Source organism: Pseudogulbenkiania sp. FW507-F1, from assembly GCF_058781125.1.
On sequence record NZ_JBYSWM010000002.1, the window covers coordinates 64,360 to 81,177 of the forward strand.

General features: G+C 65.1%; 15 protein-coding genes. 9 read left to right on the forward strand and 6 right to left on the reverse strand.

Features of this window, described 5'->3' with window-relative positions; all coding sequences use genetic code 11:
- The first annotated feature begins 179 nt into the window (after positions 1–179).
- The 5 genes from AC3WG5_RS01785 (at position 180) to AC3WG5_RS01805 (ending at position 5,383) form a co-directional block, all read left to right on the forward strand.
- The gene (locus AC3WG5_RS01785; protein ID WP_492567573.1) at positions 180–1,859 is read left to right on the forward strand and encodes a long-chain-fatty-acid--CoA ligase; all 1,680 of its coding nucleotides are present in this window, start codon (positions 180–182) and stop codon (positions 1,857–1,859) included.
- A gap of 102 nt (positions 1,860–1,961) precedes the next feature.
- Positions 1,962–3,116: a PilT/PilU family type 4a pilus ATPase gene (locus tag AC3WG5_RS01790; protein WP_085275357.1), complete on the forward strand. Its 1,155-nt coding sequence runs from the start codon at positions 1,962–1,964 to the stop codon at positions 3,114–3,116.
- Positions 3,117–3,127: 11 nt separating this feature from the next.
- Positions 3,128–3,481: an ArsC family reductase gene (locus AC3WG5_RS01795; protein ID WP_492567574.1), complete on the forward strand. Its 354-nt coding sequence runs from the start codon at positions 3,128–3,130 to the stop codon at positions 3,479–3,481.
- A complete protein-coding gene (gene dapE / locus AC3WG5_RS01800; protein ID WP_492567575.1) occupies positions 3,478–4,605 on the forward strand; it encodes a succinyl-diaminopimelate desuccinylase in 1,128 nt (375 codons plus the stop codon). Before AC3WG5_RS01795 ends, dapE begins: the two co-directional genes overlap by 4 nt.
- Positions 4,606–4,750: 145 nt before the next feature.
- Complete coding sequence (locus AC3WG5_RS01805) at positions 4,751–5,383, forward strand: MarC family protein (protein ID WP_008954484.1); 633 nt, start codon at positions 4,751–4,753, stop codon at positions 5,381–5,383.
- Between the two features lie 97 nt (positions 5,384–5,480).
- Here the strand turns inward: AC3WG5_RS01805 and recR are convergent, their stop codons facing one another.
- The 5 genes from recR to hrcA form a co-directional block, all read right to left on the reverse strand.
- On the reverse strand, positions 5,481–6,080 hold the full coding sequence (gene recR / locus AC3WG5_RS01810) for a recombination mediator RecR (RefSeq protein WP_008954483.1): 600 nt from the start codon (positions 6,078–6,080) through the stop codon (positions 5,481–5,483).
- A gap of 277 nt (positions 6,081–6,357) precedes the next feature.
- On the reverse strand, positions 6,358–6,696 hold the full coding sequence (locus tag AC3WG5_RS01815) for a YbaB/EbfC family nucleoid-associated protein (RefSeq protein WP_008954482.1): 339 nt from the start codon (positions 6,694–6,696) through the stop codon (positions 6,358–6,360).
- A 3-nt stretch (positions 6,697–6,699) separates the two neighbouring features.
- Entirely contained in the window at positions 6,700–8,634 is a 1,935-nt protein-coding gene (gene dnaX / locus AC3WG5_RS01820; protein ID WP_492567576.1) for a DNA polymerase III subunit gamma/tau, read from the reverse strand.
- 59 nt (positions 8,635–8,693) lie between these two features.
- Positions 8,694–9,725, reverse strand: coding sequence for a lytic murein transglycosylase B (gene mltB, locus AC3WG5_RS01825; RefSeq protein WP_492567577.1), 1,032 nt, complete (start codon positions 9,723–9,725; stop codon positions 8,694–8,696).
- 49 nt (positions 9,726–9,774) lie between these two features.
- Positions 9,775–10,794, reverse strand: coding sequence for a heat-inducible transcriptional repressor HrcA (hrcA, locus tag AC3WG5_RS01830; protein WP_492567578.1), 1,020 nt, complete (start codon positions 10,792–10,794; stop codon positions 9,775–9,777).
- 173 nt (positions 10,795–10,967) lie between these two features.
- On the opposite strand from hrcA, the gene recA reads away from it, so the two are divergent.
- The 4 genes from recA (at position 10,968) to alaS (ending at position 15,664) form a co-directional block, all read left to right on the forward strand.
- The gene (recA, locus tag AC3WG5_RS01835) at positions 10,968–12,023 is read left to right on the forward strand and encodes a recombinase RecA (RefSeq protein ID WP_014087862.1); all 1,056 of its coding nucleotides are present in this window, start codon (positions 10,968–10,970) and stop codon (positions 12,021–12,023) included.
- Between the two features lie 8 nt (positions 12,024–12,031).
- Positions 12,032–12,487 (forward strand): recombination regulator RecX, encoded by a 456-nt coding sequence (gene recX / locus AC3WG5_RS01840; RefSeq protein ID WP_294865014.1) that lies wholly within the window; start codon positions 12,032–12,034, stop codon positions 12,485–12,487.
- Between the two features lie 4 nt (positions 12,488–12,491).
- Positions 12,492–12,950, forward strand: coding sequence for an SRPBCC domain-containing protein (locus tag AC3WG5_RS01845; protein WP_014087864.1), 459 nt, complete (start codon positions 12,492–12,494; stop codon positions 12,948–12,950).
- An 80-nt stretch (positions 12,951–13,030) separates the two neighbouring features.
- Positions 13,031–15,664 carry an alanine--tRNA ligase gene (gene alaS / locus AC3WG5_RS01850; RefSeq protein WP_492567579.1) on the forward strand — a complete coding sequence of 878 codons (2,634 nt, stop codon included), beginning with the start codon at positions 13,031–13,033 and terminating at the stop codon, positions 15,662–15,664.
- Positions 15,665–15,777: 113 nt separating this feature from the next.
- On the opposite strand, the gene AC3WG5_RS01855 is transcribed toward alaS, so the two are convergent.
- Entirely contained in the window at positions 15,778–16,710 is a 933-nt protein-coding gene (locus AC3WG5_RS01855; RefSeq protein ID WP_482580776.1) for a DMT family transporter, read from the reverse strand.
- Positions 16,711–16,818: the final 108 nt, after the last annotated feature.

Here is a 16,818-nt window from a genome sequence, read left to right on the forward strand (position 1 = left end):
GTGGCACGAACGGTGCACGGGCGTCTTTACGATATGATCGTGCTTCCTGTACATTGGCGAGCAAATAAAACGATCGTTTGTTTATGACAAGCAGCGACCGCTGACCTAATAACAAAAGACGCTCGGCAAAAAGACTTGAGGCGAGGCGTCCCGAATCAAGCACGATGGAGAAACACAGCATGGATAAACTCTGGCTCAAGAATTACCAGCCCGGCGTCGAGCACGACATCGATATCGATAGTTTCAGATCGATCGATGAGGTGTTCGAGCGTTCTGTCGCCAAGTTTCGCAGCCGCCCCGCCATGGCCAATATGGGGAAGGTGCTGAGTTACGGGGACCTCAACCAGCACGTCGCCGAGTTCGCCTCGTTCCTGCAGCATCGCCTTGGCCTCAAGAGAGGCGACCGCGTCGCCCTGATGATGCCCAACCTGCTGCAATACCCGATCGGCGTGTTCGGTACCCTGCGTGCCGGCCTGACCGTGGTCAACGTCAACCCGCTCTACACGCCGCGCGAGCTGGAACACCAGCTGAACGACTCCGGCGCCGAGACGATCGTGATCCTGGAAAACTTCGCCAGCGTGCTCGAGGAGGTCATCGCCCGCACCCGGATCAAGCACGTGATCGTGGCGTCGATCGGCGACATGCTGGACTTTCCGAAGTCTGCCATCGTCAACTTCGTCATCCGCAGGATCAAGAAGATGGTGCCGGCGTGGAACCTGCCCGGCCACATCCGCTTCCCGGCGGCGCTGGCCGAAGGCCGCCGCCAGGCTCCGATGCCGGTCGACCTCAACCACGACGACATCGCCTTTCTGCAATACACCGGAGGCACCACCGGGGTGGCCAAGGGGGCGATGCTGAGCCACGGCAACATCGTCGCCAACATGCTGCAGGCGGGAGCTTGGATCAAGCCGGTCATCCACGAGGGGCAGGAGGTCATCGTCACCGCCCTGCCGCTCTACCACATCTTCTCGCTGACCGCGAACCTGATGACGTTCACCGAGGTGGGCGCGCTGAACGTGCTGATCACCAATCCGCGTGACATCGCCGGCTTCATCAAGGAGATGAAGAACTATAAGGTGACGGCCATCACCGGGGTCAACACCCTGTTCAACGCGCTGCTGCATCACCCCGATTTCAAGACCATCGATTTTTCGACCTGGCGCCTGACGCTGGGCGGCGGCATGGCGGTGCAGAAGGCGGTGGCGGACAAATGGAAGGAAGTCACCGGGGTGGCGCTGGTGGAGGCCTACGGGCTGACCGAAACCTCGCCTGCCGCCTGCATCAACCCGCTCAATCTGAAGGAATACAACGGCAGCATCGGCCTGCCAGTGTCGTCGACCGAGATCCAGATTCGTGACGCCGAGGGACGCGAGCTGCCGGTTGGCGAAGCCGGCGAGCTGTTCATCCGCGGGCCTCAGGTGATGAAAGGCTACTGGCAGCGCCCGGACGAGACCGCCAAGGTGATCGGCGCAGATGGTTTCCTCGCCACCGGGGACATGGCGATGGTGACACCGGGCGGATTCGTCAAGCTGGTGGACCGCAAGAAGGACATGATCCTGGTGTCCGGCTTCAACGTCTACCCCAACGAGATCGAGGACGTGGTGGCGATGCACCCCGGCGTGCTGGAGGTGGCATGCATCGGCGTGCCGGACGAGAAGTCGGGCGAGGTGGTCAAGGTGTTTGTGACACGCAAGGACCCCGCGCTCACCGAGAAGGACATCATCGAGCATTGCCGCAAGAATCTGACCGGCTACAAGGTGCCGCGCCACGTCGAGTTCCGCAGCGAGCTGCCCAAGACCAATGTCGGCAAGATCCTGCGCCGCGCGCTGCGGGACCAGGAGCTGGCCAAGTCCCCGTGAAAAAGCTCGCGGCACCCGGCAAAGAAACCCGCTTCAGGCGGGTTTCTTTATGCCATTTACGGCTACACTTGCACAAAAGCCATGCCCAGCAGGAGCCGAATCATGTTGTTGTTGCCGTTTTTCAAATTGATGGCCGACAAGAGTGCCAGCGATATCTTCTTCACCGCCCACGCCCCGGCCCAGATCAAGATCGAGGGGGTGACGCTGCCGGTCAACGACAAGGCGCTGACCCCTGAACAAGTGAAGACACTGGTCTACAGCCTGATGGACGAGGAGGAGATCGCCGAGTACGAGCGCGAGTTCGAGATGAACTTCGCGCGCCAGGTCGACGATCTGGGCAATTTCCGCGTCAACATCTTCCGCCAGAAAGGGCAACCGGCGATGGTCATCCGCCGCATCGCCCCGACCATCCCGTCGCTGGAGAAACTCAACCTGCCGGCGATGCTCAAGCCGCTGATCATGGAAAAGCGCGGCCTGATCATCGTGGTGGGCGCCACCGGCAGCGGCAAGAGCTCGACCGTGGCGGCGCTGCTGGAGCACCGCAACCAGAGCAAGAGCGGACATATCCTGACGGTGGAGGACCCGATCGAATTCCTGTTCGAGCACAGGAAGTCGATCGTCAACCAGCGCGAAATCGGCATCGACACCAAGAGCTACCAGACAGCGCTGAAGAACGCCATGCGCGAGGCGCCGGAGGTGCTGATGATCGGCGAAATCCGCGATGCCGAGACCTTGATGTACGCCATCAACTACGCCCAGTCGGGCCACCTCTGCATCACCACGCTGCACGCCAACAACAGCTACCACATGCTGAACCGGGTGATCAGCTTCTTCCCGCCCGACAACCGTACCGCGCTGCTGATGGATCTGTCGGTCTCGCTCAAGGCGGTGGTGTCCCAGCGCCTGGTGCCGACGGTCGACAAGACGCTGACGCCGGCTGTGGAGTTGCTGCTCAACACCTCGCACATCGCCGAACTGATCCGCACCGGGGAGATCTCCAGCATCAAGGAGGCGATCGAGCACAGCATGAGCGAAGGCGCCCAGACCTTCGAGCAATCCTTGTTCCGGCTGTATCGCGATGGCAAGATTACGCTCGACGAGGCGCTGCGCAATGCCGACTCGCCGACCAACCTGTACTGGCTGATCAACCACGGTCACGACAAGCCTGGCGAAGAGCCCGCCGGCAAGCCGGCCGCGGCCAAACCGGCCGGCAAGGATGCCTCCGCCAGCTTTGATGGCTTCACCCTGGACGTTTAACCCGCATCGACATGACCACCACCCTCTACGGCATACCCAACTGCGACACGGTCAAGAAAGCCCGCCAGTGGCTGACCGAGCACCAGATCGACTACGTGTTCCACGATTTCAAGAAACAGGGCATCGCCGAGGCGCGCCTGCAGCACTGGATCGAGGCCGTCGGCCTTAACAAGGTGATCAACCGCCAGGGCACCACCTGGCGCAAGCTCTCCGACGCCGACAAGGCGCGGGCCGACGACGTCGGCTCGGCCATCGCGCTGATCCAGGCCAACCCGTCGCTGATCAAGCGCCCGGTGCTGGAGCGCGGAGAGGCCGTCGAACTCGGCTTCAAGGAAGACCTCTACGGAAAGGCATTCGGCCGATGACCAATACCCTGATGCTGACCGAAGAGCTGATCCGGCTGGATTCGGTCACCCCGAACGACGCCGGCTGCCAGGAGCGCATGATCGCCCGCCTGGAGGCGGTCGGTTTCACCGTGGAGCGCATGCGCCACGGCGACGTCGACAACTTCTGGGCCCGCCGTGGCACGAGCGGTCCGGTGGTGTGCTTCGCCGGCCATACCGACGTGGTGCCGACCGGCCCGCTGGACAAATGGGACAGCCACCCGTTCGAGCCCACCATCCGCAACGGCTACCTGTTCGGACGCGGCGCGGCGGACATGAAGGCCTCGCTGGCGGCTTTCATCACCTCGATCGAGCGCTTCGTGGCGCAGCACCCGGACCACCCGGGTTCGATCGCACTGTTGATCACCTCGGACGAGGAAGGCAGCGCCATCGACGGCACGGTGCGCGTGGTGGATACGCTGGAAGCGCGTGGCGAGCTGATCGATTACTGCATCGTCGGCGAACCGACCTCCAACCACGTGCTGGGCGACACCATCAAGAACGGCCGGCGCGGCTCGCTGTCGGGTCACCTGATCGTGCACGGCATCCAGGGCCACATCGCCTACCCGCACCTGGCGAAGAACCCGGTGCACCTGATCGCCCCGGCGCTGGCCGAACTGGCCGCCGAGGAATGGGACCAGGGCAACCACCACTTCCCGCCGACCAGCTGGCAGGTGTCGAATATTAATGCCGGCACCGGCGCCACCAACATCATCCCCGGCTCCTGCGAGGTCAAGTTCAACTTCCGCTTCTCCACCGAGCACACCGCCGAGACGCTGAAGGACCGCGTGCACCACATCCTGGACGCCCACGGCCTGGCCTACGAGCTGCACTGGACCTTGTCCGGCAACCCGTTCCTGACCGAAGAAGGGACGCTGACGCGGGCGCTGGAACGCTCCATCAAGCAGGTGATGGGGGTGGATGCCGAACTGTCCACCACCGGCGGCACCTCGGACGGGCGCTTCATCAAGCGCATCGCGCGCGAACTGGCCGAGTTCGGCCCGGTCAATGCCTCGATCCACAAGCTGAACGAGTGCGTCGAAGTGCACGCCATCGAGCGGCTGTCGGACATCTACGAGGCCGCGCTGAAGAACCTGCTGCTGTGAGCCCCTGCCCCGGCTCCTGAGCGCGCGTCGGCAGACCGGGTGTCTGCCGATTTTTCTTGCCCGGGCGGAGCCGGGACCTCTTCAGAAACGTAGCGGAACGTTTCCCTTACCGACTGACTTCGACAACAACAAGGACATCCGGCTCATGAAAGAACTGGAAATCGCCAAGATATTCATTTCGCTGCTGGTGCTGGTCAACCCGCTCGGCGCGATTCCGCTGTTCATCAGCCTGACGCCCAACGCGAGCCAGATCGAGCGGCGCAAGATCGCCAAGATTTCGTCCACCTCGGTGGCGGTGGTGATCATCACCTCGGCGCTGATCGGCGAGAGCCTGCTGAAATTTCTCGGCATCAGCATCGGCTCGTTCCAAGTCGGCGGCGGCCTGCTGGTGATGATGATCGCGCTGGCGCTGATGAACGCCAAGCCCAACCCCACCAAGACCAGCGACGAGGAGCGCGTGGAAGCCGAGTTGCGCACCAACATCGCGGTGGTGCCGATGGCGATGCCGCTGCTGACCGGGCCGGGCACCATCTCCACCGTGATCATCTACAGCACCACGGCCCACAGCTGGGTGCAGATCAGCTACCTGATCGTCAGCGGCCTGCTGATCGCGCTGTCCTGCTACGCCGCGATGGCGATGGCCACGCCGATCAGCCGCTGGCTCGGCCAGACCGGCATCAACATCGTCAACCGGGTGATGGGCATGATCCTGGCGGCGGTGTCGGTGGAGATCATCGTGGACGGGCTGTACCGGCTGTTTCCGCAGCTGAGCCACTAGCCTGCCGAGCGCCACGGCAAAAAAGGTTGGCCGAAGGCACGCGCAGAGCGCCTTCGGCCAACCTTTTGTCCCTTGCGCGAATCTTACCGCCCCTGGATCACCCCAGCTGGCGCCGCTCGTACAGCGCCTGCGCCAGCGTGCCTGAGTCGACGTACTCCAACTCGCCGCCCACCGGCATGCCGCGCGCGATGCGGCTGACCGCCAGGCCCCGGTCCTTCAGCAACTCGGCGATCATGTGCGCCGTCACCTCGCCTTCGGCGGTGAAGTTGGTGGCGATGATCACCTCCTCCACCACGCCGTCGAGCGCGCGCACCATCAGCTTGTCGAGGTTGACGTCCTTGGGGCCGATGCCGTCGATCGGCGACAGCCGCCCCATCAGCACGAAGTACAGCCCGTCGTAGCAGCGCGCCTGCTCCAGCATCAGGAGGTCGGCCGGCATTTCCACAATGCACAGCTGGTGCTGGTTGCGCGCCGGCTCGGCGCACAGATTGCACAACGGCGTCTCGCTGAAGGTGTTGCAGCGCTCGCAGTGGGTCAGGTTGGCCAGCGCCCGGTCGAGCGCGCGCGCCAGCCGGTCGGCCCCGGCCTGATCGCGCTGCAGCAGGTGGAACGCCATGCGCTGGGCCGACTTGGGGCCGACCCCGGGCAGCACCTTGAGCGCGGAAATCAACTGGTCGAGCGAGGGGGGATTTTTCATCGGGCAGGCGGAGAAAGAGAAAAAGGTTGGCCGAAGCCCATGCTTCGGCCAACCTTAGAACCAGCCCCCGATCTTGCTACGCAGCCCTGATCGGGGCTCATGTATACGGCGTGCGAATCTATCGCTGAGCCAATCAAAGATTGGCACGCAGGGATTCGCTCAGCGATCAGAAATCCTCATGTACTGTGTGTACATTCCGGTTTCTGCGCTGCCATTCACCCCGCTGAGGGCCGCTCGCTACAGATCGAGAGCCGGTTCTTTAGGAAGACATCGGGAATCAGAACGGCAGTTTCATGCCCGGCGGCAGGTTGAGGCCGGCGGTGAAACCGGACATCTTGTCCTGGGTGGTGCTTTCCACCTTGCGCACCGCGTCGTTGACGGCGGCGGCGATCAGGTCTTCCAGCATTTCCTTGTCGTCCTTGGCGTCTTCCAGCAGGCTGTCGTCGATCGACACGCGCTTGATGTCGTGCTGGCAGGTCATCACCACCTTGACCAGGCCGGCGCCGGATTGGCCTTCGACTTCGACCTTGCCCAGCTCTTCCTGGGCCTTCTTCATGTTTTCCTGCATCTGCTGGGCCTGCTTCATCAGGCCGGCGATACCACCTTTTCCGAACATGGGCTACAACTCCTGCACAGGTTGAATCGTCTCGGTGAGCAGCACGGCGTTGAATTCGCCGACCAGCTGCCGCACCACGGGATCGTTTTCGAGATTGACGCGCGCCGCCGCCAGCTGTTCCTGGCGGAAACGCGCCTCGCGCATCGCCGGGGTTTCCATCCCCAGCTCCTCCACGCTGACCGACAGCTCCGGCGCCTGGCCGAAGCGTTCGGCCAACGCGGCCTTGAGTTTTTCCTGGTAATCGCGCGTGGCGAGGTGACGGAAGCTCTCCGGCACCGCCAGCTGCAAGCGCCGCCCATCCCAGGATTTGAGCACCGCGTTGTGCGCCAGCATGCGGCTGGCCCCCATGCGCGCGCCCAGCTCGGCCACCAGCCCCGCCCAATCACCGTCGAAAACGTAGGGCTCGGCGGCGGCAGGCGGTGCGACCGGCTCCGGCCACGCCTCGGCAGTGCTGTCGTCGGCGCTCACCCCCGCCTGCCAGGCTTCGGCGGCGACATCGCCGGCGTCGTCGGGAGCATCCTCCCACGGCGCCAGTTCGACCGACGGCGGCGTGGCCGGCGCGGCCTGAGTGGCGACGGCCGGGGCCGCCGGCACCGGCTGCGGCGCGGGTTCGACGCGCGCCGGCGCGGGTTCGACGCGCGCCGGCTCGGGTTCGGGGTCGGCCGGTGCGGACTCGTCCGGCGTGGCGGGTGCACTGCGCGCCGCTCCGTTGCGGCCGGACAAACGCGCCAGCAAGGCCTTGGCAGCGGAAGCCCCCTCCACCGACGGCTCACTCGGCACGGCCGGCCGGCTCGCCGGCTCGGGACGGCTCGCCGCCGCCGGACGCGGTGCCGGCGTGCTGTCGCCCGGCGCATTCTGCGGATGAAACGCCAGCATGCGTAGCAGCGTCATGGTGAAACCGGCGTGCTCGTCCGGCGCCAGGGCCAGGTCCTTGCGGCCATGGATGGCGATCTGGTAGTAGAGCTGCACGTCTTCCGGCGCGATCAGTTGCGCCAGAGCCAGCACCGCCTCGGCGTCGGGGTCGTCACCGGTGATGGCGGCCGGTACCGTCTGCGCCAGCGCGATCTGCTGCAACAGCAGGGCCAGTTCGCCCAGTGCGCTGTCGAAGCCGACGCCGCGCTCGGCCAACGCCTTGGCCTCGGCGATCAGGCGCGGGCCGTCGGCCTCGGCCAGGGCTTCCAACAGGGTATAGAGGTAGGCACGGTCGACCGCACCCAGCATGGCGCGCACCCCGCCCTCCTCGACCTTGCCAACGCCGTAGGCGATGGCCTGGTCGAGCAGCGACAGCGCGTCGCGCATCGAGCCGGCGGCGGCACGGCCGAGCAGCGCCAGCGCCGGCGCCTCGTAGCTCACCTGCTCCACGTCGAGCACGCGTGCCAGGTGGCCCGCCACCTGCTGCGGCGTCATGTTGCGCAGCGAGAACTGCAGACAGCGGCTCAGCACCGTCACCGGCACCTTCTGCGGATCGGTGGTGGCAAGGATGAACTTGACGTGGGCCGGCGGCTCTTCCAGCGTCTTCAACATGGCGTTGAAGGCGCTCTTGGAGAGCATGTGCACCTCGTCGATGATGTACACCTTGTAGCGCCCCGAGGTAGGCGCGTACTGGGCGTTTTCCAGCACTTCGCGGATATTGTCGATGCCGGTATTGGAGGCGGCGTCGATCTCCAAGAGGTCGACGAAGCGGCCGGCGTCGATCTGGCGACAGGCGGAACACTCGCCGCACGGCTCGGCGCCGACACCGACCTCGCAGTTGAGGCTCTTGGCCAGAATCCGGGCGATGGTGGTCTTGCCCACGCCGCGCGTGCCGGTCAGCAGGTAGGCGTGATGCAGCCGCTCACCGGCCAGGGCGTTGGTCAGGGCGCGCACCACGTGCTCCTGACCGACCAGGTCGGCAAAGCGTTTCGGGCGCCATTTGCGGGCAAGCACTTGATAAGTCATGGTGGCGGATTCTAATTCCAATTGGCAGGCAAGGCGACCCTTTTCGTCGCCGCCCGACGTCACGGCGCCGGTGTCGAAACCGGCTGCTGGCCGAGGAACTGCTGCGCCAGATAACGCTCGCGGATGGCGGCTGCCACCTCCTGCGCCGCTTTGGCGTACAGGGTGCTCTTGTTGTAGCGGGTGATGACGTAGAAGTTGTTCAGACCGAGCCAGTATTCGGTCACGCCGGGCGCGGTTTCCAGCGGCACCAGCACCGCCGGCACCTGGTCGCCCACCGGCGCCTCCGGCTGCACCCCCATCTGCTTCAGCTCGCCCACGGTATAGTGCAGGTTGAACTTGTCGGCCACCAGCTGATCGACCTGCGCCCCCGGCTGCACGCTGGCCGGCAGGATCACGTCGTCGCCGTGGCGCCAGCCGTGCAGCTGGAAGTAATGCGCCACGCTGCCGATCACGTCCGGCACGCTGCCCCAGATATCGCGATGGCCGTCGCCGTCGAAGTCTACCGCCCACTTGCGGTAGCTCGACGGCATGAACTGCGGCCAGCCCATGGCGCCGGCGTAGGAGCCTTTCAAGAGCAGCGGATTCTTGCCTTCTTCCTTGGCCAGGCGCAGGAACTCGGTGAGTTCGCCGCGGAAATACTCGGCGCGGCGCGGGTAATCGAAACCGATGGTCGACAGGGCATCCACCACGCGGAAACTGCCGGTGCTGCGGCCGTAGCCGGTCTCGATGCCGATGATCGCCACCACCACCTCCGGCGCCACGCCGAAGGTCGCCTCGGCCCGCTCCAGCGTAGCCGCGTTGTCCTTCCAGAACGACACGCCGCCGTCGATCAGGCGATCGTTGAAGAAGGCCGGACGGAACTGGTACCACGGCCGCGAGGTGGCCGGGCGGTCGAGTATCTGCAGGATGTTGGGCTTGGTTTCGACGTTGGCGAACACTGCCTCCAGCTCGGGGCGGTCGAACTGGCCGCTGGCCACCTGCTCGTCGATATAGCGTTGCACGTCGGGCCGGGCGAGAAACGCCGCGTCGGCCAGCGCCAGCGAGCTGGTCAGGGCGAGCGTGGCGGCAGCCAGGCAGGTAAGGAGTTTCATCAGGGCGTTCCGGTAAGGCATCCGCCGGCACCACGCCGACCGACTGGGTTTATTGATAGGACAGCGCGCTCGATACCAGGCGCGAGGTAATGTCCACGATGGGAATGACGCGCTCGTAGGCCATGCGGGTCGGGCCCACCACGCCGAGCGTGCCCACCACCTGGCCATTGATGCAGTAAGGCGCGGTCACGATCGAGCACTCGCCCAGCGTCACCACCCCCGACTCCTCGCCGATGAAAATATTGACCCCCTGCGCGTTGCGGCTCTGGTTGAGCAGCTCCAGCAGCTCGGTCTTGCGCTCGAAGGTCTCGAACAACTCGCGCAACCGCGTCAGGTCGTCGGAGAGATCGCTGACGTTCAGCAGGTTGGTACCGCCGGCGATCACCACCGAGGCCGGCGCGTCGCTCATCGCGCTCTGGCCGAAGCGGATCGCCGCCGCCATCAGCTCGGTGATATCCCCCTTCAGCTGGTGCAGCTCGCTCTCCATGCGCTGCGCGATGCTGGTCAAGCCCTGGCCGGCGTAGTGCTGGTTGAGGAAGTTGGCGGCCTCGATCAGCTCGGTCGGGGAGTAGTCGCGCAACGGATTGAGCAGGTGATTCTGCACGTCGCCGTCCATGGTCACCAGGATCAGCAGGATGCGCCGCTCCGATAGGCGCAGGAACTCGACCTGGCGGAAGGCCACGTCGAGGCGCTGCGGGGTGATCACCACGCCGGCGAAATGGGTGAGATCCGACAGCAGCGACGAGGCCGACTGGGCGATGCGCTGCGGGCTGTCCGGCTGCAGGCTGTGCTCCAGCTCGTGCAGCGTGCCCTCTTCCAGCGGCCGGATGGTCAGCATCCGGTCGACGAACAGGCGGTAGCCCTTGGCGGTCGGTATACGGCCGGCCGAGGTGTGCGGCGAGGCAACCAGGCCCATCTCTTCGAGATCGGCCAGCACGTTACGAATCGAGGCCGGGGACAGGTCCAGCCCCGCCACCATGGCCAGCGTGCGGGAACCGACCGGCTGCCCGTCGGCGATGTAGCGCTCGACCAGAGCTTTCAGCAGGCGTTGCGCGCGTTCGTTCAGCATGCCAATCATTTTACACGTCCCCCGTGGAGTGAGAAGTGGCTGCATTCCCCGGCATTTCAAGCGCCTCACGGCAGATCGCGCTTGGCCGGCGCGCGCATGCCCGCGTTTGAGCGCCATGGGCTTTGTGCGATAATCCGGCGGTACGTTTATCAAACCCGATTTTTGGAGACAGCATGGCGGAGCGTTCCGAAGACAAGAGCAAGGCCCTGGCCGCGGCCCTTGCCCAGATTGAGAAGCAGTTCGGCAAGGGTTCGATCATGCGCATGAGCGACAACCAGATCACCGAAAATCTGCAGGTGATCAGCACCGGCTCGCTCGGTCTCGATCTGGCGCTGGGCGTGGGCGGCCTGCCGCGCGGTCGCGTGGTGGAAATCTACGGCCCGGAATCGTCCGGCAAGACCACGCTGTGTCTGCAGGTGGTGGCCGAAGCGCAGAAACTGGGCGGCACCTGCGCCTACATCGATGCGGAAAACGCGCTCGACCCGACCTACGCCCAGAAACTCGGCGTCAACGTCGAAGACCTGCTGATCTCGCAGCCGGACACCGGCGAACAGGCGCTGGAAATCTGTGACATGCTGGTGCGTTCCAGCGGCGTCGACGTGATCGTGGTCGACTCGGTGGCGGCCCTGGTGCCGAAGGCCGAAATCGAAGGCGAAATGGGCGACAACCACGTCGGCCTGCACGCCCGCCTGATGAGCCAGGCGCTGCGCAAGCTGACCGGCAATATCAAGCGCACCAACACCCTGGTGATCTTCATCAACCAGATCCGCATGAAGATCGGCGTGATGTTCGGCAGCCCGGAAACCACCACCGGCGGCAACGCGCTGAAGTTCTACGCCTCGGTGCGCCTCGACATCCGTCGTATCGGCGGCATCAAGAAGGGCGAGGAAATCATCGGTAACGAGACCCGCGTCAAAGTGGTCAAGAACAAGGTATCGCCGCCGTTCCGTCAGGCCGGCTTCGACATCCTGTACGGCGAAGGCATCTCGCGCGAGGGCGAAATCGTCGAGCTGGGCGTGGAGCATGGCTTCGTCGAGAAATCCGGCGCCTGGTACAGCTACAACGGCCAGAAGATCGGCCAGGGCAAGGACAACACCCGTCTGTGGCTGAAGGACAACCCGGCCATCGCGCGCGAGATCGAAGGCAAGATTCGCGAGGCGGTCGGCATCAATGTCGCCATCACCGAAGGCCAGCCGGAAGAGGAAGAGCTGGCTGACGGCATGTTCTGATCCGGCGCATGACGAAAAGCCTGAAAGCGCGGGCCGTCGACCTCCTCTCCCGGCGCGAATATTCGCGCCGGGAACTGGAGCGGCGGCTCGCGCCGTTTGCCGAGAGCGCAGAACAGCTGGTCACCCTGCTCGACGAGCTGGCGGCCAACGGCTGGCAATCCGACCACCGTTTTGCCGAGCAGTTTGCCGACGTCAAGGGCCGCAAGTACGGCAGCCGCCGCATCGCCCAGGCGATGCGAGAAAAAGGGCTGGACCGGGAAGCGATCGAGACGGCGCTGGCGCAGCAGGACGACACGGCCGTGGCGCTCTCGCTGTGGCAGCGCAAGTTCGGCACGCCGCCCGCCACGCCCCAGGACAAGATGAAGCAAATGCGGTTTCTCGCCACGCGCGGCTTCCCGATGGACGTGATCCGCCGGGTGCTGCAAGGAACGGTGGACGAGGACTTTACCGACGCGGAGGATTAGGGCGATGCCAATCAAGACCATCGACAGCCGTATCGACATCCAGGCCAGCCCCGACCAGATCTGGCAGGTGCTCACCGACTGGCCCAGCTATCCATACTGGAACCCGTTCATCGTCGGCCTGCACGGCAAGCTGCAGCGCGGTGCGCGGCTGTGCGTCACGGTGCATCCGCCGCAGGCGCGGCGCATGACCTTCCGCCCCACCCTGATCGAGCTCGAACCGGGCCTCAAACTGGTCTGGCGCGGCACCTTGCTGGCCCAGCCGCTGTTTTGCGGCGTGCACGCCTTTGAACTGGAGGTGCTGGATGCCGGCACTACCCGGCTGTACCAGCGCGAGACCTTCCAGGGCCTGTTGACCCCGCTGTTTTCCGAAACCCTGCTCAACCACACCCGAAACGGCTTCGTCGGCATGAACGAAGCCGTCAAGAAGCGGGCCGAAACCCTTGCCAGCACCGGGACGGCTTGACACAATCGAGCCATGCTCGATGTAGTGCGCCGCAACAACCCGGTTGGCGGCCCGTCTTAGACCCTGACGAAACAATATTTATGAAAACCTCTGAAATTCGCCAGAAGTTTCTGGACTTTTTTGCCTCCAAGGGCCATCAGGTCGTGCCTTCCAGCAGCCTGATCCCCGGCAACGACCCGACCCTGATGTTCACCGTGGCCGGCATGGTCCAGTTCAAGGACGTGTTCCTCGGCTTCGAGAAGCGCGACTACACCCGCGCCACCACCAGCCAGAAATGCCTGCGTGCCGGCGGCAAGCACAACGACCTGGAGAACGTCGGCTATACCGCGCGCCACCACACCTTCTTCGAGATGCTGGGCAACTTCAGCTTCGGCGACTACTTCAAGCACGATGCCATCACCTACGCCTGGGAGTTCCTGACCGGCGAGCAGTGGCTGGCCCTGCCGAAGGAAAAGCTGATGGTCACGGTGTACGCCAGCGACGACGAGGCCTTCGACATCTGGCACAAGACCGTCGGCCTGCCGGTGGAAAAGATCGTACGCATCGGCGACAACAAGGGGGCGGCGTACGCCTCCGACAACTTCTGGACCATGGGCGATACCGGCCCGTGCGGCCCGTGCACCGAGATTTTCTATGACCACGGCGAGGAAGTTGCCGGCGGCCCTCCGGGCAGCCCGGACGAGGACGGCGACCGCTTCATGGAGATCTGGAACAACGTGTTCATGCAGTTCAACCGCGACGAGACCGGCACGCTGCACCCGCTGCCGAAGCCGTCGGTGGATACCGGCATGGGCCTGGAGCGCCTCTCCACCGTGCTGCAGCACGTGAAGTCCAACTACGAAACCGACGGCCTCGCCTGCCTGGTGCGCGCCGCCGCGCGTGAAACCGGCGTCGAGTACAGCCAGAACGTGCCGTCGCTGAAGGTGATCGCCGATCACATCCGCGCCTGCAGCTTCATGATCGCCGACGGCATCCTGCCGTCCAACGAAGGCCGCGGCTACGTGCTGCGCCGCATTGCCCGCCGCGCCATCCGTCACGGCTACAAGCTGGGCCAGAAGGGCCTGTTCTTCCACAAGATCGTGGCCGACCTGGTGGAAGAAATGGGCGGAGCCTACCCGGAACTACGCCAGCAGCAGGCCCACATCGAAGACAACCTGCGCGCCGAGGAAGTCCGCTTCGCCGAGACGCTGGAACACGGCATGGCGCTGGTCGATGCCGCGCTGCAGGGTGGCAAGATCCGCATGGACGGCGACACCATCTTCAAGCTGTATGACACCTTCGGCTTCCCGGTCGACCTGACCGCCGACATCTGCCGCGAGCGTAATATCGAGGTGGACATGGAGGGCTTCGAGCACGCGATGAACGCCCAGCGTGAACGCGCGCGTGCCGCCTCCAGCTTCAAGATGACCGGCAACCTGGAGTACGCAGGTGCCGACACCCGCTTCCACGGCTACGAAACCGCCAGCGTCGACGCCAAGGTGCTGGCGCTGTTCAAGGGCAGCACCCCGGTCGAGCAGTTGGCCGAAGGCGAAGAAGGCGTAGTGGTGCTGGACGACACCGCGTTCTACGCCGAGGGCGGCGGCCAGGTCGGCGATTGCGGCGAAATTTCGGTGAGCGGCGGCGTCGGCGCGCTGTTCGACGTGACCGACACCCAGAAGATCAAGGCCGCCACCTTCGGCCACAGCGGCCGCGTGGTGCGCGGTGCGCTGCACGTCGGCGACACGGTGCAGGCCACCATCGACCTGCACAAGCGCCTCGCCACCGCACGCAACCACTCCGCCACCCACCTGTTGCACGCGGCCTTGCGTCACGTGCTGGGCAGCCACGTGGCGCAGAAGGGTTCGCTGGTGAACGCCGAGCGCACCCGCTTCGACTTCGCCCATGGCGAGCCGGTGTCGGCCGCGCAGATCGCCGAGATCGAACGCGTGGTGAACCGCATCGTGCTGCACAACGTCGAGGTATCGGCCAACGTGATGGCCTACGACGACGCCATCCGCGCCGGCGCCATCGCGCTGTTCGGCGAGAAGTACGGCGACGAGGTGCGCGTGCTGAAGATGGGCGAATTCTCCACCGAACTGTGCGGCGGCACCCACGTCAAGCGCACCGGCGACATCGGCTTCTTCAAGATCGTGGCGGAAGGCGGCGTGGCCGCCGGCGTGCGCCGCATCGAGGCGGTGACCGGCGAAGGCGCCGTGGCCTACGCCCAGCAGCAGGAAAGCCTGGTGAAGGAAGCGGCCGGCGCGCTGAAGGCGCAGACCAGCGAGGAAGTGGTCGGCAAGATCGGCAGCCTGCAGGACAACCTGAAGGCGCTGGAGAAGGAGCTGTCGCGCCTCAAGGCCAAGCTGGCCGCCTCGGCCGGCGACACCCTGGCCGACAGCGCGGTCGAGATCGGTGGCATCAAGGTGCTGGCTGCCGAGCTGGAAGGCGCCGACAACACCGCGCTGCGCGAGACCCTGGACAAGCTCAAGGACAAGCTCAAGTCGGCCGCCATCGTGCTGGCCGCCAAGGGCGACGGCAAGGTCTCGCTGGTGGCCGGCGTCACCGCCGACCTGACCGGCAAGATCAAGGCCGGCGAACTGGTCAACTTCGTCGCCCAGCAGGTGGGTGGTAAAGGTGGCGGGCGTCCCGACATGGCCCAAGCCGGCGGCACCCAGCCCGAGAAGCTGGCCGAGGCACTGGCCGGCGTCAACGCCTGGGTGAGCGGCAAGCTGTAAGCCACCCCGAACGCGCCCCGCGCAGCCAGGACAAAGCCGCATGGAATTCCATGCGGCTTTTTCATGTCCAGCTACCGATCTTCGGCCAACCTTTTCCCGTCACGACCGCCCGCTCACTTGCTGCGCCCGACCACCCCCACCCCGCCGATCACCAGCGCCGCGCCCAACACCTGCAACCCGGTCAGGCTCTCGCCGAGGACCAGCCAGCCCATCGCCATGGTCAATACCGGCCCCAGCGTGCCGACCGAGGCCGCCTTGCCGGCGCCGAGCTGGCGGATCGCGACGTTGAGGCACCACACCGGCAGCACCGTGCTGAACACTCCCATGGCGAACCCGATCAGGTACACCGGCATGGGCAAAAGCAGCGCCGTCAGCGGCGTGGTCACGGCAAAGTGGACGAACACCGCCAGGCACGCCACCAGTGTCGCCAGCGCGGCGAAACGGGTGGCACCGATGCGGGCGATCGCCTCCCCCGAGCCGACCAGGTACAGGGCATAGCTCACGGTACTGGCAACGACCCAGGCCAGGCCGATCAGCGCCTGACTGCCCAGCCCGGCGTCGCGCAGATCCTGCACGAAAGCGAGGGCGATGCCGAGATAGGCCAGCCCGACCCCCAGCCACACCTTGGCCGGGTAGCGCTTGCCCAGCCACAGCACCGAGATGAACAACACCAGCGTCGGGTAGAGAAACAGCGTCAGACGCTCCAGCGCCGCCGAGACGTATTGCAGGCCGATGAAATCCAGCAGGCTGGAGAGGTAGTAGCCCAGCAAGCCCAGCAGCGCCAGTTGCTGCCAGTCGCGCCGCTCGAGACGGCGCGCGCCGCCAGCCACGCCGCTGCGCCACGCCATCAGCAGGAAGAACGGCAGGGCGAAGGCCATGCGCAACACCAGCAGGGCTTCGGCGCCGGCGCCGTAGCGATACCCCAGTTTGACGAACACCGCCTTGGCGGAAAACCCCAGCGCCGCCAACAGGGCCATGGCCACACCTTTGTTTTTCGCGAAGGCGACACGGCCAGCCAGCGGCAGCGGTTTCTGTGCTTCGATCATGTCAGGTTCCTTGTTTTCGGCCTATTATGGCGGGAAGTGCCGGCACACCGTTATGTTCTTGGCGCAGCCAGACTTCTCCAAACACGAAGGCTCAACGGCGGGGGTTCG

Bases quoted from the DNA above. Each gene is read 5' to 3' on its own strand.
- AC3WG5_RS01785 (WP_492567573.1), top strand. From the start codon at position 180: ATGGATAAACTCTGGCTCAAGAATTACCAGCCCGGCGTCGAGCACGAC.
- AC3WG5_RS01790 (WP_085275357.1), top strand. From the start codon at position 1,962: ATGTTGTTGTTGCCGTTTTTCAAATTGATGGCCGACAAGAGTGCCAGC.
- AC3WG5_RS01795 (WP_492567574.1), top strand. From the start codon at position 3,128: ATGACCACCACCCTCTACGGCATACCCAACTGCGACACGGTCAAGAAA.
- dapE (WP_492567575.1), top strand. From the start codon at position 3,478: ATGACCAATACCCTGATGCTGACCGAAGAGCTGATCCGGCTGGATTCG.
- AC3WG5_RS01805 (WP_008954484.1), top strand. From the start codon at position 4,751: ATGAAAGAACTGGAAATCGCCAAGATATTCATTTCGCTGCTGGTGCTG.
- recR (WP_008954483.1), bottom strand. From the start codon at position 6,080: ATGAAAAATCCCCCCTCGCTCGACCAGTTGATTTCCGCGCTCAAGGTG.
- AC3WG5_RS01815 (WP_008954482.1), bottom strand. From the start codon at position 6,696: ATGTTCGGAAAAGGTGGTATCGCCGGCCTGATGAAGCAGGCCCAGCAG.
- dnaX (WP_492567576.1), bottom strand. From the start codon at position 8,634: ATGACTTATCAAGTGCTTGCCCGCAAATGGCGCCCGAAACGCTTTGCC.
- mltB (WP_492567577.1), bottom strand. From the start codon at position 9,725: ATGAAACTCCTTACCTGCCTGGCTGCCGCCACGCTCGCCCTGACCAGC.
- hrcA (WP_492567578.1), bottom strand. From the start codon at position 10,794: ATGCTGAACGAACGCGCGCAACGCCTGCTGAAAGCTCTGGTCGAGCGC.
- recA (WP_014087862.1), top strand. From the start codon at position 10,968: ATGGCGGAGCGTTCCGAAGACAAGAGCAAGGCCCTGGCCGCGGCCCTT.
- recX (WP_294865014.1), top strand. From the start codon at position 12,032: ATGACGAAAAGCCTGAAAGCGCGGGCCGTCGACCTCCTCTCCCGGCGC.
- AC3WG5_RS01845 (WP_014087864.1), top strand. From the start codon at position 12,492: ATGCCAATCAAGACCATCGACAGCCGTATCGACATCCAGGCCAGCCCC.
- alaS (WP_492567579.1), top strand. From the start codon at position 13,031: ATGAAAACCTCTGAAATTCGCCAGAAGTTTCTGGACTTTTTTGCCTCC.
- AC3WG5_RS01855 (WP_482580776.1), bottom strand. From the start codon at position 16,710: ATGATCGAAGCACAGAAACCGCTGCCGCTGGCTGGCCGTGTCGCCTTC.